The organism is Polynucleobacter sp. IMCC 29146 (assembly GCF_021395195.1).
Taxonomy (GTDB): Bacteria; Pseudomonadota; Gammaproteobacteria; order Burkholderiales; family Burkholderiaceae; genus Polynucleobacter.
This window is the reverse complement of the sequence record NZ_JAJVCR010000012.1, coordinates 22,048-38,358: the sequence shown is the minus strand read 5'-3', so window position 1 is coordinate 38,358 and position 16,311 is coordinate 22,048. Positions and strand designations below refer to the sequence as shown.

9 protein-coding genes and 2 pseudogenes are annotated in these 16,311 nt (G+C 37.0%); 5 read left to right on the top strand and 6 right to left on the bottom strand.

Features of this window, described 5'->3' with window-relative positions:
* Nucleotides 1-102: 102 nt before the first annotated feature.
* The 4 genes from LZT22_RS11545 to LZT22_RS11530 form a co-directional block, all read right to left on the bottom strand.
* Nucleotides 103-795 carry a DUF6311 domain-containing protein gene (locus tag LZT22_RS11545; protein WP_255700968.1) on the bottom strand — a complete coding sequence of 231 codons (693 nt, stop codon included), beginning with the start codon at nt 793-795 and terminating at the stop codon, nt 103-105.
* 149 nt (nt 796-944) lie between these two features.
* Entirely contained in the window at nt 945-2,159 is a 1,215-nt protein-coding gene (locus LZT22_RS11540; protein ID WP_233925410.1) for a hypothetical protein, read from the bottom strand.
* Between the two features lie 14 nt (nt 2,160-2,173).
* Nucleotides 2,174-4,264 (bottom strand): DUF6311 domain-containing protein, encoded by a 2,091-nt coding sequence (locus LZT22_RS11535; RefSeq protein WP_233925408.1) that lies wholly within the window; start codon nt 4,262-4,264, stop codon nt 2,174-2,176.
* A 40-nt stretch (nt 4,265-4,304) separates the two neighbouring features.
* Nucleotides 4,305-6,458 (bottom strand): DUF6311 domain-containing protein, encoded by a 2,154-nt coding sequence (locus tag LZT22_RS11530; RefSeq protein ID WP_233925406.1) that lies wholly within the window; start codon nt 6,456-6,458, stop codon nt 4,305-4,307.
* 61 nt (nt 6,459-6,519) lie between these two features.
* Here LZT22_RS11530 and LZT22_RS11525 point away from each other — a divergent pair, with 61 nt between their 5' ends.
* From LZT22_RS11525 to LZT22_RS11510, 5 genes and pseudogenes are all read left to right on the top strand, one after another.
* Nucleotides 6,520-8,637, top strand: a complete 2,118-nt coding sequence (locus tag LZT22_RS11525) for a hypothetical protein (RefSeq protein WP_233925405.1) — start codon at nt 6,520-6,522, stop codon at nt 8,635-8,637.
* A gap of 27 nt (nt 8,638-8,664) precedes the next feature.
* Nucleotides 8,665-9,558 (top strand): annotated as a pseudogene (locus tag LZT22_RS12775) (DUF6311 domain-containing protein); the annotation flags it as partial.
* A 72-nt stretch (nt 9,559-9,630) separates the two neighbouring features.
* Entirely contained in the window at nt 9,631-10,761 is a 1,131-nt protein-coding gene (locus tag LZT22_RS11520) for a hypothetical protein (RefSeq protein WP_233925403.1), read from the top strand.
* 214 nt (nt 10,762-10,975) lie between these two features.
* Entirely contained in the window at nt 10,976-13,141 is a 2,166-nt protein-coding gene (locus LZT22_RS11515) for a DUF6311 domain-containing protein (RefSeq protein ID WP_233925402.1), read from the top strand.
* Between the two features lie 34 nt (nt 13,142-13,175).
* On the top strand, nt 13,176-14,609 hold the full coding sequence (locus LZT22_RS11510; RefSeq protein ID WP_233925400.1) for a hypothetical protein: 1,434 nt from the start codon (nt 13,176-13,178) through the stop codon (nt 14,607-14,609).
* A gap of 313 nt (nt 14,610-14,922) precedes the next feature.
* On the opposite strand, the pseudogene LZT22_RS11505 reads toward LZT22_RS11510, so the two are convergent.
* Both LZT22_RS11505 and LZT22_RS11500 read right to left on the bottom strand, forming a co-directional pair.
* Nucleotides 14,923-15,195 (bottom strand): annotated as a pseudogene (locus LZT22_RS11505) (integrase core domain-containing protein); the annotation flags it as partial.
* Nucleotide 15,196: 1 nt separating this feature from the next.
* Entirely contained in the window at nt 15,197-16,309 is a 1,113-nt protein-coding gene (locus LZT22_RS11500; RefSeq protein WP_233925398.1) for a glycosyltransferase family 1 protein, read from the bottom strand.
* Between the last annotated feature and the right edge of the window lie 2 nt (nt 16,310-16,311).

Genomic DNA, 16,311 nt, shown 5'->3' with positions numbered 1-16,311 from the left:
AGCCAGCATCGGCCCGTTTTAGGGCATCCATGATCTGACTGTCGGTAAATTTAGAACGTTTCATGCAGAACTCCTCTAATAGAGAAAATTCTACCTCTGAGTTCAGTTAACCTGCGGGGGGATTACCATGCCACTTAAATTTATTTTATGATTGATGAGCAGACGGTCAAGTAGGCTGGCGATATAAAGGCCAAAGACAATAATAAAAATATAGAAATGAACGCAAGCCGTAATACAAAGCAGAAAGGCCCATAAAGCAACGTAAGATTTTCTAGCTTTAGAGGAGAGATTTAAATATAAAGCCCAAAGGATCAAAAAATGGCCCAGTAATGCTGAATGCATGCCAATACGAAAAAGCAAAGGCGGTGAAAGTATGAATAAAGCTGCTGCTAAGACATTGCTTGCTTTATCTGTGTTGATAAGTTGCATTAATTTCAATGCTAAATAAGCTTGTAAAACAAAACAGATTAACGTCCAAAGCCCAAAATATTGAAAATGCTGAGGTAGTGCTGGGCTTAAGGCTTTAAATACCAAAGCTAAAATTGGGATAGAGTCTGAAAAAACAATCGAAGAGCTGATATCGAGCCCATATGATGGATTTAGGCCCAAAGGCAGCCCCCAACCATGTCGATACAAACCCCAGCCCAAATAATGTTGCCAAGAATCGCCTTGCCACAGCCAGCCTAAATTTCCCGGCGCTAAGGCTGCGGGCCCAAGAAAGAGGAAGAACGCGATAGCCCCCATAAAAAATGGGATCAATAGGGACTTAAGGGCGACAATAAATTTGGATACCATGCACTTGATAGTTTAATATTCCTGAGCCAAGTCATTTGCTAACAAGATGAATATAGCAGTCATAAATTCCAAGGCTTGCGCAGAGTATCCCATGGAGAGTTATACATATAGCCCCTTAAGATGTCACTCTTTTTACTTGCGCAGAAGGGTTAACTGGCAAAATTTGGTCTTGCCAGTCTTATCAAGATTAGACCTAGTATCATTCCAATTGAGCAGTAATAGGTATTAATCGGATTAGAAAAAATACCATGATTAACGAAAAAAAGAGTACCGGTAAGTTGAGTTAAAGAAAGTATATATGCAAGTAAAAATAAGAGCCGAGACACTGCGGTTAGTTTAAGCGAGAAAAAATAGATATATAAGGCCAATAAGGCTGGAAAAAAGTCATAGACCTTAAGCCTTGGATTAAAGAGAGTCAATAAAAAATAGAGAAGATATGGAAAACTAGCAAAGTTTTTTTTAGCAGTATTTATCCATTTATTCTTGATAGCTAAATACATGACAACTAATAAAAGTAAGCTGGCAATAAAGAAGTGCAAAACAAAAGCGCGGTAAATCAAAGAGCCTGCACTTAAATAGTAATCGTAAAAGAACATAACGATACCAAAACCCATATCACGCTTACCCAAGGTTTGGTTTTTCAGGGCCGAGATAAATGCAGTGAATTCAGCGCCATAAAAAATAGATGAGGAAATTACTACTACAAGAAAAAGGCTCCCCCCTATAAATATGAAGCTTAGTATTTTTGTAACGCTCTCACGCTTTCCCCAGTGCATTAAAATGGGAATTGCTAAATAAATTAAGAGATAGGGCTTAACAATGCTAAATGTAAGAACGAAAATGATGAAATAAGTATATGATGAATTAGCGGGTTTAATTTTGCCACCATTTAAAAATTTATTTTGAGATAAATCTTGTGGGTCAGCCGCGAATAAATTAGCTAATAAAATCAAATGAAAAAAGACAGTGAGATTCCCGCTAGTGACAGAGATAAAGCCAATATCACAATATGCAAAAGCTAGAAATGTCGAAAACCATAAATTACTATTTTTTTTGAGGCTAAAAAGAAAATAAGTAATACTTGCGATATAAAAAAAGATTATTAGCAGCGACAACCAGCGGCCAAAAAAGGCCATCCCATGTAGCACCAATGGGTGGTACACAAAGGAGAGAGAGCCACCAAGTTGATCTGGGGAATAGGAGTTACCTCCCTTATTGAACAAAGCGGTAGCCTTAATAACAAGATCAAGATCCCAGAAAATCTCGTTTTCAATGAATTGAGAGGAAAAGGAAAGCCAAATAAACCCGATAGCTACTAAAACAGCAAAAAATAGTTTATCAATAAATTTTATCTGGCTGATCACTTTAAATATCGGCTTTATTTAAATTCAAGAGATTTAAGTCCAACTGCTAAGCGTCTAGTATCTCCATTCCCAAAACCTATAGCAGTAGGGCTGATAGCATTAAAAAATTTAAATTCAATTTGAAGGTAAGGTTTGATTAATTCAGCACTTGGAATAGGTACGCTTATTAGGTTTTCTTCCATTTTGGGTAATACAATTTCCGTGACTAAAATTCCATTAATAAATATATTAGCCGATTGAATTGGGTGGGATGGCGACACTAGGGCGCGAAGATTAAAAATAATTAATTTAGGCGTTCCCGAAATTGGCATGGGCAATAAAATACTTGCATTATCTTGATCAGACCAAGTGCCCCAATCCTCCCCGGGCCATGACCAACCAGCCTGTAAAAACTGGTTACGACCATCATCATTTTGGCGAAAAAATATTTTTTTCTGTAAGTGAGTTGGGGGAGCTAATCTTGTGATCTCAAATTCTTTAGAAATTTGCGGGCAACCTCCGCATATCTTCCAGTTCGGCGCCAGAATATTATAGCCATCGATTCTTGCAAAAAGGTCTTTATTGGGATCGAAATTAACCGTAACGGGTAGTAATTTCCACTCATCAATAATAAAAAGGGTATCGCTAGAATACTTCCCTGTATTAATCATTTCTAAAAACTGAGAATTAGATTTATTCATGCGCTCTTTATCAATTCTTGCAAAAGAGACAGAGTTAGTTGCTAAATGATTTTCCGCGGCGAATCTGGCAAATATTCCCCATTGGGGTGGCTTATGAGAAATTGGAATTTTGACCACATTTTTATATTTTTTTGCAACAGCTTTCCAAAATTGATTTTTTAGTGGAAATCCATCCTCAGGAGGATCTGGCCACATCAATTTATTTCTAAGCGGCATCCATCCTGCCCGCGTGTCATAAGCCTGTAAGCAAAAAATAGTAATTAAGCATAAATAAACAATTTTTTTGTTGTTAATTTGGATTAAACAATAGATTGAAAAAACAAGAGCAGAATAATAAACAGGCCAAAATAGACGGTTAGAATGACGCAAAATATTTGCGATAGGCATAAGTGCTTCGGGAATAGGAAAGGAATAACTCCAATTACCTATATCTATATTATTACTGATTGCATATATAAAACATAGGCATAAAGTTAAAATAAAGAAAAAATGTTTCGAACTAAATGATTTATTTTTTTGCCACATGAATATAACGCCAATAGGAATTGCAGATAATATAAAAAATAAAATTCCTAGGCCTAGATAATTAAAACTTTCAAAGTCTTTAACAAATTCTTTTATAAGGGAAAATTGAGACCATCCCCGAGGATAAAAAATAGACAAAAGATTAAAGTTAAATTGACCATAACCCCACTCACTAGCAGATCCGCTTGAGATAGCAAAATAACCTGCTTGCCAGGTACATAAAAATACGAAAAAAATAATAGTTAAAAATTCAGAAAATGAAATTTTAAGAGAAATCAATTTCTGCGAAATTGTGCAGTCAGTAATGCTTGCAATCCACAAAATAAATACCATTGCAAATATATAAAAATGAACAAGGACAGAAATACAAAGCAAAATACACCAAAAAAAAATTCTTTTGGATTGGTAGGGCCTAAGATTTAAATAAATGGCAAACAAGATTAAGAAATGCCCAACAAGTGCGCCTTGTAGCTCTCCAATTCTCCAGAGAAAAGGTGGGGAAAAAATAAATAGTGCCGTTGAAAATATTAAAATGATTATGTTTTGTGTGACCAGCCGAACAAGTACCCAAGCTGCAAAGCTTTGGAGCAGAAAACAAGCCAGAAGCCAAATGCCAAAGTATTGAAAAGGGTTTGAAATAAAGGGATCGAGCAGTTTAAAAAGGATTGCAAATAAGGGTATCGAATCTGAGTAAACGATTGAAGAGCTAATTTCAAGGCCATAATCCGGATTTAGGCCCACAGGAAATGACCAAGCTGATTCCCTGAAGAAAATCCAAGCTAGGTGATCCTCAAGAGATTCGCCCCTTAATAACCAGTCAATATTTGTTGGATTAAGGGCTTTGGGGCCTACAACTATAAAAAATCCAGCCAATCCAATGATTATCGGAATGAGTAACAATAAATTATTTCTATTGAAGGCTATCATTCACAGATTTTTTTCATTGGGTATATTTTCCGCTAACGATTCCAATCGCCAAAGACCTATTATCCTCGCTAATGCCCAAAGCTTTTGGGCTGATGGGGTTACTAAAGGTAAAGGAGAGTAGTAGGTGCCCTGCTTCTTTGGCGAATTGTGGAATATTTAACTCAACTTTATTGTCTGAGTTTTGCTTTAACTCTACATCTAATAAATTTTTACCATTAGCCATAACTTGAACTTTTTGTTTTGGGTGGGCGCTGCTTATAAAGGCATTCAAAATTAGTTCCAAGCGATTTGCACCTTCTGGTAAAGGCAGGAAAAGTTTGCTTGAATTACCATCAGACCAAATGCCCCACGCTTCAGGATTACTCCAGCCTCCGCAAACCACAAAAGGTAAATTTTTAGAATCTGACTTAGAAAAAAAGAAGCTTTCTCCTAGTTTGGCTGCTGGTTGAGATAGGGTGATCCGTTGGATACCTGAGTTAAGGGCTTCCCCGCTACTTTTAAGAAAATTAGGTGCCAAGATATAAAAACCATCAATCTTAGCAAAAAGAGTCTGTGGATATTCCATGCCGGCGCATGCTGCTGAAAGTATTTCATCAGAATTAATAATGTATAGTGAATTGTTATTAAATATACCAGTTGATATTTCATTTAGAGCATTTTCTCGCGATTGGAGCATCAAAGCCTTATCTGAGCGCGCTACGTAAACGGCATTGGTTGCCATCTTATTTATAGAGGCATAGCGCCCAAAAATGCGCCATTCACTGTTTAAAAAACGTGCCATAAAGTCGGGTTTTAAATTAAAGCGACTGGGAACCACAATAATATTTTTATAATTAGCAGGTACCATATTCCAAAAATTATTTTTTAGGGGCAATTCACTATAAGGAAAGGGGCCCATGGAGGTCATACGATTACGTAGGTCTTGCCAGCCAAAATTTAAATCTATTATCTGTATAGTAAGACAAAATCCTAGTATAAAGGCAGCAATTTTCCCCGAATATGATTTTTCAATTTGATAAAAAATTAAGAGAAGAATGCAGTAAAAAAATGGAATAAACATTCTTCCAGAGTTACGCAATATGCTAACTAAATCTGCTACTTTTTTATGCAGTGGTAGTTGCAATTCAAAACTGCCTATGCTGATGTTATGGCTAAACGAGAAAAGTGCCATGCAAATGATAATGAGCATAAGAAAAAAATGGGATTTGAACTGTCGATACACAGGACTTAAAAATTGGCGTCCTGATTTTAGGCTAAACAGGAGGGCAATTAAACAGCCTATACCTAAGTAAACAGGTTCTTCTGCCCACCAACTAACTTTCGGGTAAAGCGCCTTAAATAAATAAGACCAGCCATCTGGATTAAAAATACCCAATACATTTGTTTTAAACAGCCCAAAACCAAATTCACCTATGGAGCTGATGGCAAAGTAGCCTGCCTGCCAAGCCGAAAGCAGGATTACTGTCATCAAAAAAATAAAATTGCACAGCATAATTTGCATCGAAATTATTTTCCGAATAAAAACTTTATCAAGTAGATAGGCAATCCATAAGACGAACACCATGACAAAGTAATAGAAATTAATAAGAACCGCACAGCAAAGTAGGGTAAGCCACGCCAACAGTGAAGAACCCTCTTTTTTATTTAAATTGAGATAAAGACTAAATAGAATAAGGAATTGGCTTGCTAGTTGAGGGTTTTCAGGAAAGAGGCTAATCATTGGAACTGAGAAGATAAATAGACCAGTAGCAAAAAATCGAATACCTATATTTTTGATAAATAACCCTAGCAGGAACCAGGCAGAAATTGCTTGCAATAAAAAGCAGGTAAAAATATATAAGCCAAAATATTGAAAAGTTTTAGGTAAAAGAAAATTAATCGCTTTAAAAAAAATTGCTAGCAGAGGAATGGAATCGGTATATACAATCGAGTTATTAATCGAGATGCCGTAGTCTGGATTCATTCCAATTGGGAAAGTCCAAGGACTTGCTCGATAAAATAGCCATCCAAAATAATGCTGAGTTGCATCTCCACCGCCAAATAGCCATTGCTCATTCCAAGGGAGGGCGACGAATGGCCCAGCGACTAATAGAAAAGAGCCAATGCCTAGTACCACGGGAATTAAAAGGGGGGACTTGGAGCAAAATATTTTGAGAAACTTGGGCATAATCTTAATTATCCAACACCTAGTTCTAAGTCATAGAATTTATTAAAGAATTAACTAAAGTATGCAAAACCATCCTGCCAATCTTTTCTCAAGCCTATCAAGGCTAGTTACACTCGTATTTTTCATTGGATTGCTAGTGATTGGATTAATGCTTTTCCCAGATTATGGCGTTTCATTAGATGAGCCTGCTCAACGCTTAATTGGAATTGTAAATCTAAATTATTTAGCAAGCCTTTTTCACATTCAATCTATATCTGAAGATTTACATTTCGTAAATTTATCTACTCAGACCTTGCATCAAATTCAAGATCGCCATTATGGCGTTATATTTGAACTGCCAGCCGCATTTTTGGAATTCATATTTAGCTTACGCGACGAGCGCTCTATTTATTTATATCGGCATGCTTTTACTTTTTTATTTTTCTTTTGTGGGGCTTTAGCCCTATTTTTTTTGGGCAAAAGAAGGTTTCAAGATTGGCGAATTGGTTTATTAGGTATATTTATTTTAATACTCAGCCCAAGAATATTTAGTGACGCATTTTACAACAATAAAGACATTATTTTTTTAGCGTTATATGTTATTGCCACAAATACCTTAATTCAATTTTTATTAAAACCTAATTTGTATACAGCATTTATACATGCTATTGCAACCGCTGCCGCTATTGACGTACGTGTCATTGCCATATTTTTTCCTATTCTGACGTTGAGCTTTCTTGGGGCGAAGTACTTCAAAAAAGAGCTTAATATACAAAAATTAATTCAACTTTCTCTAGTTTATTTTTTATTAACTATTGTAGTTACGGTTTTATTTTGGCCATTTTTATGGATAAATCCTTGGGATCAATTTTTAGATGTTTGGAGAAACTTAGCAAACCACCCAAGAAATCCTGCCATTTTATTTATGGGTAATCTTATTCCGTCTGAGAAGCTTCCTTGGTATTACGTTCCGTTATGGATGGGCTTAACAACGCCAATTTTTTATCAGCTCTTGTTTATAATCGGGGTTTCCATCCTAGTTTGGACATACCTAAAAAGCCGATCTTTATGGAAGAGTAATGATGGTTTGCAGGACTTTATTTTCATTTGCCTATTTTTTGGCCCATTACTAGCTATTATTGGTTCAGACGCGCCTCTCTATAACGGGTGGCGTCATCTTTATTTTTTATATCCAATTTTTATCATTATTGCTTTGCATGGTTTTATTTTTCTTTCTAATTTTTTTAAATTTCTTCATATTAGCCAATGGTTTTTATTTGTAATAACTTTTCTTGTCTTTATAGTCACAAGTCTTTGGATGGTACATCATCATCCATTAGAGAATTTATATTTTAATGTTTTAGCAGGAGCTAATTGGGATGAAAGATTTGAAGTTGATTATTGGGGTCAAGCAAATCGTATTGCACTCGAAAAAATCTTAGAACAAGATAATAGTTCGAATATTGCAATTTGGCCTGGTGCAGCTTCTAAGTATTCTTCTCGTGAGCTGACTGTTTTTACCGATCAACTACGAATACTTAAGCATAATGAAAAAATTCGAATAATTGAGGCCGGTAAAATTGATCAGGCTAAATACCTTTTAGTTACTAATCGCGCATATCTTCATCCAAATTTGTTTTTAGAGCATGGAAAATTTCAACTATTTGACGCTGTTTCGATTGATGGAAAAAAAATCCTCTATGTTTTTAAGCAAAATCGACAAGAAACTCTTGCCCCGCTAAAAACCACATCTTTGATTAAATTTGGAAAGAAAAGTCTAGGAATTTTTTATTTATATAGCCCTGTTGAGCCTCCTTTAGATTGGGATGCTTGGAATTCGAATAATTGGTATACCCCTGAAGATTGGGGGGCTTGGGCAAAAGGAAATGCTGCTTCTTTAACTTTAGCCCATCCTCCAAAACTTTTAATGGGAATTAAGATAAATTTACGTGCCTTTATTCCTAAAGAAAATTTGACTCAATCGACTGCGCTCTTCATAAATGATCACCATATGGGTAATATTCTTTTGTTGAAAGGAAAAAATAATGAATTTTATTTCCCTTTGAGTAAGCAGCAAATGGGACTGGGCCCTATGAAAATTGAATTCAGGGCTTTGAAGCCAATCTCACCAAAGAGTCAAGGACTGAGTAGCGATAGTAGGGGCCTCTCGATTGGCTTAGAGTCCATTGAATTCATTTAAACCTAAGACATCTAAATTAAATACTTAATGTGCCGACTAAAAAATTGGATACCAATATTACTTGGTATCACCGCGTATTTAATTATTGTTGGTCCAAACATTATTTATCCCCTTAATATTGCTTGGCTAGGGGATGGAGAATTATTGCAGCACTATTTAGGTTGGGCTTTTTTTAGAAATTCACCTTGGACTTTTCCAGTTGGTTTAAACCCTAAATATGGAATGGAATTTAGTAATGCCATTGTTTTTACAGATTCCATCCCGCTATTTGCCATATTTTTTAAATTTTTTAATGAAATTCTTCCAGTTGGGTTTCAATATTTTGGAATTTGGGTTTTGATGTGCTTTATTTTGCAGGCATGGTTTGCAAATAAGCTATTAGCGTTAGTTACTGATATAACTGTATTGCAATCCTTGGGAACAATTCTTTTTTTATTTGCACCTCCAATGCTTTTTAGGATTGGGTACCACAGCGCCCTAATGGGCCATTTCTTGATATTAGCCGCCCTTTTCCTTAACTTAAGAAAAAATCAGCAGTCTCAATCGCTGTATTGGTCAATACTGCTCGTTTTAAGTGGCTTATGCCATTTCTATTTATTTGTCATCGTATTTGCACTATTTTCAGCTAATTTTATGACGCGTATTTTTATATTAAAAACACTGAATTTACAATCCGCGTTATTGAATGCAATAGCTTTAGCTGGATTACTATGGTTGATATTTTGGCAAGCTGGCTACCTTTCAATTAAAGGAACTTTTGTTTCTGCCGGTGGTTTTGGGGATTTTCGTACAAACCTATTGGCGCTATTGAATTCCCGCTCCTGGTCGTATTGGTTAAAGCCAATTAACCTTGGTGATCCAGTTGAGCAAGCGGTTGGCGAGGGTTTTCAATTTCTTGGAACGGGAGTTATTTTCTTATGGGTATGTGCAATACCAGTTTTATATAAATCTAAAGTTCGAGCATGGTCAGTTGTCAAAACCCAACCTTTTTTATTGATTGTTTTAACTATTTTAGCGCTATTGAGTTTTAGTAACAATATAGGAATTGGTGCATGGAATATAAAATTTTCTTTACCTCAATATCTAATTGATTATTTTTCACTAGTTCGAAGCTCGGCTCGCTTATTTTGGCCTATTTTTTATTTATTTATATTTCTTGCTGCATTTCTTGTGATTCGTGGATATTCAAGAAAGATTGCAACTGGTATCTTCTTGATTGCGGTTTTAGTGCAAATAATTGATACAAGTGCGGGCTGGTTACCAATTCGTAAAAAATTAAGTTCTACTTTTTCAAGGCAGATACCAGGGCCCCTAAAAGACCCCTTTTGGGTCATGGCTGGTATGAGATACAAAAATGTGGTGATGGTAGAAAACCCCGCAAATTGGGGGGTTTTCGGGGTTTTTGCTGCCCAGTATGGAATGGCGACTAATATGGTTCATTTGGCCAGAAAGGATGATGCAAAGCTTTTGGAAAACTTGATGAGAATAAATCAAGAGCTGCTACAACTTAGCTCTAGTTTTGATACTCTGTATATCTTTAGGGACTGGAAGGAGGACCCGCGGCAGGTTAACTTTGATCCCAAAAAAGATCTATTTGCCCGAATTGATGGATTTAATATACTAGCCCCAGCTTGGAAAAGCTGTAAAGAATGCAAACTACTTAATCAAGGCTTGGAGATACAAAATCTTGCACCTATTCTGATTTTAAGCCAGCCTATTATCTTTTCTAGTAAAGGGGATGGTAGAGAAAAATATATGTTAGAGGGTTGGGGCTATACCGAGGGGTGGGGGACATGGGCAACAGATACTAATGCCAAACTCATTTTTCCAGTGCCAGCAGGTAATCCTAAGGCTGTTGAATTTGAGGCAAATGCATTTTTAACCAGTAGCCATCCTAAGTTAGATCTAGAGATTTTAGGTAATGGCTTGAGCTTGGGTCAAGTTTCGCTGACCGAGACAAGTAAAAATACTTTTACAATACCACTGCCCAGGGGGCTAAGTGCTGGCAATACCTTGACTTTAGAAATCCGATCTATAAATGCGGTTAGTCCAAAAAGTCAGGGCATCGGGGATGATGTACGTAACCTAGGAATTGGATTGGTAGCGATACGTTTTATTAAGTAAGAATAAAATTTATTCATGAGGCATTCGAGTTCATTTGCTTTTTTGTTCTGGGTGAAGTGGTGGGGTTTTAAGGCTCTGGCAGACGTTGAGATTGGCCTCAAGGAATGCATTGAGTAGAATAAGTAAAAATCTGCTACAAATCATGGGATAGTTCTAGGTCTAACATAGACTGTCAGCTTACTGGTTGAAATTAGCAATTCCACGCGAAAGATGAATGATTAAAAACAAGCGCTTTTATTTATCTCTCTTGATTCCCGTCTTCCTTGGGTTTTGTGCTTTTATAGCCGTGGTGGGTTTTGCCCCGCTCATGCCAACGAATCTTGATTTAGCCCAAGGGGTTGATCCTTTCAAGGACTATATTGCCTGGGTTTTTTATCGTCACGGACCCTGGACATTTCCAATTGGATTAAACCCAAGTTATGGACTAGATTTTAGTAATTCAATTGTGTTTTCTGACTCGATTCCGTTAATGGCATTTATTTTCAAGGTCTTTCGTTTTGCTCTGCCAGAAACATTTCAGTATTTAGGAATTTGGACCCTAATATGCTTTGTATTCCAGGCTTGTTTTGCGTGGTTAGTTTTAGGTTTAATGACGCAAAACAGATGGATGCTAATTTTTTCATGTGTGATTTTTGTGTTTACACCACCGATGCTCTGGCGGGTGAATCAGCACACCGCATTGGTTGCGCATTTTATGATTCTAGCTGCGTTCTATTTAATCGTTTCTCCAGGGCGTAAAGCAAAGGAATGGAGCAAAGACATTCTTTGGGCTCTTTTATTAAGCGCTGCAGTATTGACTCATTTTTCCCTGTTTGTAATAGTTGCGGCACTTTGGGCGGCAAATTTAGTGGATGAAATTGTCTTTGCAAAACTCGATCGACTAGCCAATATAAAGAATAGCGTCTTACAGGCGTTATGTATCGGGCTATTAGCCGCATTTTTAATGTGGCAAGCGGGATATTTTGAAGTGAGTTCTTCTTCCGGCTCATTGGGAGGCTATGGTTTTTTTCGAATGAACCTGTTATCACCATTTGACTCAAAAGGCTGGTCTTACATCATGCGGGCTTTGCCTCTACCGAGTGATTACGGCGAAGGCTATATGTACTTTGGCATAGGCCTTTTACTGCTCTGGCCATTTGCTTTTTATAAATTTGCTCGAGATGGAAATCTTAGGTATTTATTAAAAAAAGAAATTTTTAAACATCTTTTCCTGACTCTGGCTTTGATTGCTCTAGCCCTCTTTGCTATTACGAATCATATTGCTATTGGGCGCATAGAGTTTGGCTTCAGAATATCGGACTCCATTTATGCCGTCGCTAGCATCTTCCGAGCATCGGGACGCTTCTTTTGGCCAATGTTCTACGCATTAAATTTTGCTTGTATTTTTATTATAATGATAGGTTACTCTAAACGCTTCGCATTGATCTTGTTGGGGGTCGCTTGTTTTCTGCAAGTGGTTGATACCAGTGCTGGCTGGCGAATGATGAGACAACAAATTTACAATCCTGCAAAAAATATTCCACATGAGCTTAATCTTAATAATTCGTTTTGGGACCAAGCAGCTAAACATTACCAAGAGGTTCAATTGGTGCCCCCTCAAGACAAAGCATCAGGATGGGATCAAATTGCTTTGTATGCGGCAAAGCATCAACTAGCGACTAATTCAGTATTTTTTGCAAGAGTGGATGTTAGCAAACTTTCTAAAGCACAAGAAAACTTTATGAATGGTTTATATAGATCAAGCTGGAAGCCAGGCACTCTTTATGTATTACAACCAGATATGGCCTTGCCAGCTTACTTTCATTCAAATCCAAATGCTGATTTATTAGTTGGCTTTGATGGTTTTGCAGTATTGGCACCCAATTGGAAGAACTGTAAAGATTGCCCAGTAATTGAAGAGAATCTTAGAAGTGAGCTAAATCAGATTACCAAAGAGGTTCAATTTACTAAGTCTTTGGGGTTTAACAAGGGCGAGCTGGGAACACGATTTTTAATTGACGTAGGCGGTAGTTGGGCGTGGCCAGAGGCGTGGGGTGTTTGGAGTAATGGCAATCAAGCAAAAATGATTCTTCCAGTGCCGCAAAGTAATTCTTCCACCTCTGCTAAGCAACTCAAGTTAACCGTACGGGCCTTTATTAGCCCATTGCACCCCAAGCAAAATATCGAGGTTTTTGTTGATAGGATGTCGCCTCAAGCTACTTCTTTAAGCGATCCTAATGTAAATATTTGGGTGATTAACTTGCCGCCCAATGTAGATAAGAAAAAATATATCGAATTGCAGTTTCATTTTATGAACCCTGCAAGACCTAAAGATGTGGCGGGAGTTCCTGGAGATGATCGTCGCCTTGGAATGGGGATAATATCTGCACAATTTATGTAGGCTTCACCATGAAACTATAAGGGAGTGTTAGCGCTTGAATCACCATAGATTGCAAAATTTTATTTTGTTGCTTGTAACATTTAGCATTTTTACCGCCCCAGCAACGTGGAATGGGTTCCCTCTTATTTTTACAGACTCCTTAACTTATTTGGTATCAGGAATCGATTTAGTTGCTCCCGTGGATAAGCCTATTTTCTATGGATTATTCATTCGTATATCTAACCTGATTCTCGATTTTTGGGGTTTGGTAATTTTCCAGTCAGCCCTGGTGATTTTTCTATTACTGAAATTAGCTAGCTCCTTGTTTCCAAATTTATCTCAAAGAATTTCTTTGCTATGGATTTGCTTAACTGGAATGATGACTTCTGTTCCTTGGTTTGTTGGTCAAATATCAGCTGATATTTTTACATCCTGTCTTTTTTTAACAATAATTATTTTGGCATTGAATTGTGAAAGAGCATCTTATGGAAATATCATTTTACTTGGAGGACTAATGATATTGAATATTTGTATGCACTCTGGAAATTTAATGATAGGTTTCACATTATTTATTTTAATGATTGGTTTATTATTGCTGCAAAAAAGATCTTGGAGTTATATAAAGAAATTCTCATACATTTCGATAACCTCTTTTGCTATAAGTATTGCGGCTATAGTGGCATCAAATTCCATATTCCACCAAGGGGTTACATTCAATCGCTGGGGGAAAGTTATTTTCTTGGCGAGAATATTGGAGGATGGCCCGGGATTACAGTATTTAAATTCGGTCTGTACAAAGGAGGCTTTAAAAACCTGCGCAGCACTTCCTCTTTTTAATGAGGCAGCTAAAAAAGAGATCGATCTTAGGCTTACTACAACCCCCGAGTTAAAAAACTTGGTGTTAAATGCCTTGCTTTGGGATGGAGGAATTAATGCAGTTGGTGGGCTACCTATTATAAATAACGAGGCTTCATATATAATCCGTGAAACCATAAAGACTTACCCTTTGTCAATGGCAAATGCTTTTGTGAATAATTCACTTGATCAATTAAAAGTATTTTCAGTGGGAAATCAATTTGGTTCCACTATACATCTAACAGCGATTAATAACTTTTTCTTAGCTCACTTTCCAGACAGTTATCAAAGCTATTTTAGTTCTCACCAGTCTCAGGGCACTGTGAATATAGCCACTAATTTAGTAAATTTAATTTATAACGTTGTTGTCATCCTTAGTGGATTTTTTATTTTTGTGATTATATATCTTTCATTTAAAAGCAAATTCTGCCAGATCGCCGCATGTAAAAATTCTGCAGTGCAATTAGTAATTTTCAGTTTGATAGGATTTTTAATTTCAAACGCAATGATTACAGGGGGGCTTTCAGCGGTGTTTGACCGATATCAAAGTAGAGTTATTTGGCTACTTCCCGCAATTTCTCTTTTGTTTGCGATTGAACTGATGAAGCAACAGTATAAAAGATCCTATAATTAATTTTCGTAAGATTGAGTCTTTACTGAAAGGCTGCTAGAAATAAAACGATCTCTAGCTTGCGACGATCGGTTCTATTTTCTTTGGGGTCAACGACTAAAGGGTTAACGCTAGGTTATGTCTTTATAAGGGTAAATAGAGAAGCGATAAGATCCCGCAATTTACGACAAGCAAATTCTTTTACCAACGCTTAGCGATTGTTTCTGTATTTATAGTGCCCATCTAATAAAAAAATATTTCGCCTATCCATCTTCAAATGATTTGAGACAAATGGGTTGATTTATTAAAGGAGAGATTGGCTCATTGGGTTTTAAGTTTAAACGGTTTTAAGTTGGTGCTGCAAGCGCCTGCTTTCCATAGTCTTTACTTTGATTCTTCTCCTTTTTTCAAGGATCGCTTGGCCTCTGCCAAAATACACATCTGCTGGGGGTAAATTGCTAAGGCTTTCGTGATAGCGCTCTTGGTTGTAGTACTTTACAAACTGTGCCACCGCTTGCTCTAAAGCGCCTGGCAGGTAGTAGTGCTCTAGCAATATACAGTTCTTTAAAGTCTGATGCCAACGCTCAATCTTGCCCTGGGTTTGGGGATGATTAAATTAGTTGTTGATAGATTGACAAAGTTCTTTTTGCGTTCTCTTCCCATGAAAAGAGTTTTGAGCGTTGCTTACCTAGGACTTTTAGATTATTTGAGAGGGAATCATCCTCAATCAGGCTTAATAGGGCACCAGTGATCTGCTGCGTGTTTTCTGGGTCAACAATGATTCCTGCATCGCTGGTAACTTCGGGCATTGAACTGTAATTGGAAGTAATAACCGGAAGGCCTGATGCAAAGGCTTCAATAATAGGCAAGCCAAAGCCCTCATAAAGGCTCACAAATGCTAAACCTGTAGCACTTTGAAGTAGAGCAATTTTTTGGTCTTCCGTAATGTAGTTAAGCCACTTAGCACGACCTTCACTAATCGCATGCTCGATAGACCTTAGGGTTTTGCCATCATCCCAGGCTAACTTTCCTGCGATGATTAATGGAAATTCACGTGCCAGTGAACGGGGAAGTTTGGCGTGAGCATTTAGCAAGCGAGTCAAATTCTTGCGAGGTTGTATAGATCCTAAAAATAAGAAAAAGGGAGTTTTGATGTTCAGTAAATCTAGAACTCTCTTTTTTTCAGCATCAGTCATTCTTTGGAAGTAGCGCTTGTCTACACCTGGAGGAATAACGTCAATTTGATTTTCTGAAAAGCCAAGGTATTTAGTAATTTCAGTTTTAGAATATTCTGAAATGGTAACTATTCGGTCAGCGCGCTGTGTCAATTTCTTCCAAATAAAAGACTTGTGGTAACGTGACTGAGATTTTAAAAATTGTGGGTGACTTAAAGGAATTACATCCATGACAGTTGCCAGTAATGGTTTATTGGCAATGGGAATAAATTGATCCGTTGAATGAATTAAGTCTATGTCTTTAAAAAATGCTTCTGAGTGAATTTGGCTTAGTGCACCGATGACATGTATTGAATAGCTTGGTAGTAAAGTAGAGCCACATTGGCTTTGACGTTGTCCAAATGAATATGGTGAAATTGAAGGGGAATTTGAGATTTGCTGGTATTGCTTTAATAGTTCTTGGCAATATTGACCAATTCCATCAATACCGTCTTGTTTGGGGTCATTTAAACCTCTATCAAGCAGTGTGGTCCCAAATGCAACTTTCACAC

Bases quoted from the DNA above. Each gene is read 5' to 3' on its own strand.
- LZT22_RS11525 (WP_233925405.1), top strand. From the start codon at position 6,520: ATGCAAAACCATCCTGCCAATCTTTTCTCAAGCCTATCAAGGCTAGTT.
- LZT22_RS11530 (WP_233925406.1), bottom strand. From the start codon at position 6,458: ATGCCCAAGTTTCTCAAAATATTTTGCTCCAAGTCCCCCCTTTTAATT.
- LZT22_RS11545 (WP_255700968.1), bottom strand. From the start codon at position 795: ATGGTATCCAAATTTATTGTCGCCCTTAAGTCCCTATTGATCCCATTT.
- LZT22_RS11515 (WP_233925402.1), top strand. From the start codon at position 10,976: ATGATTAAAAACAAGCGCTTTTATTTATCTCTCTTGATTCCCGTCTTC.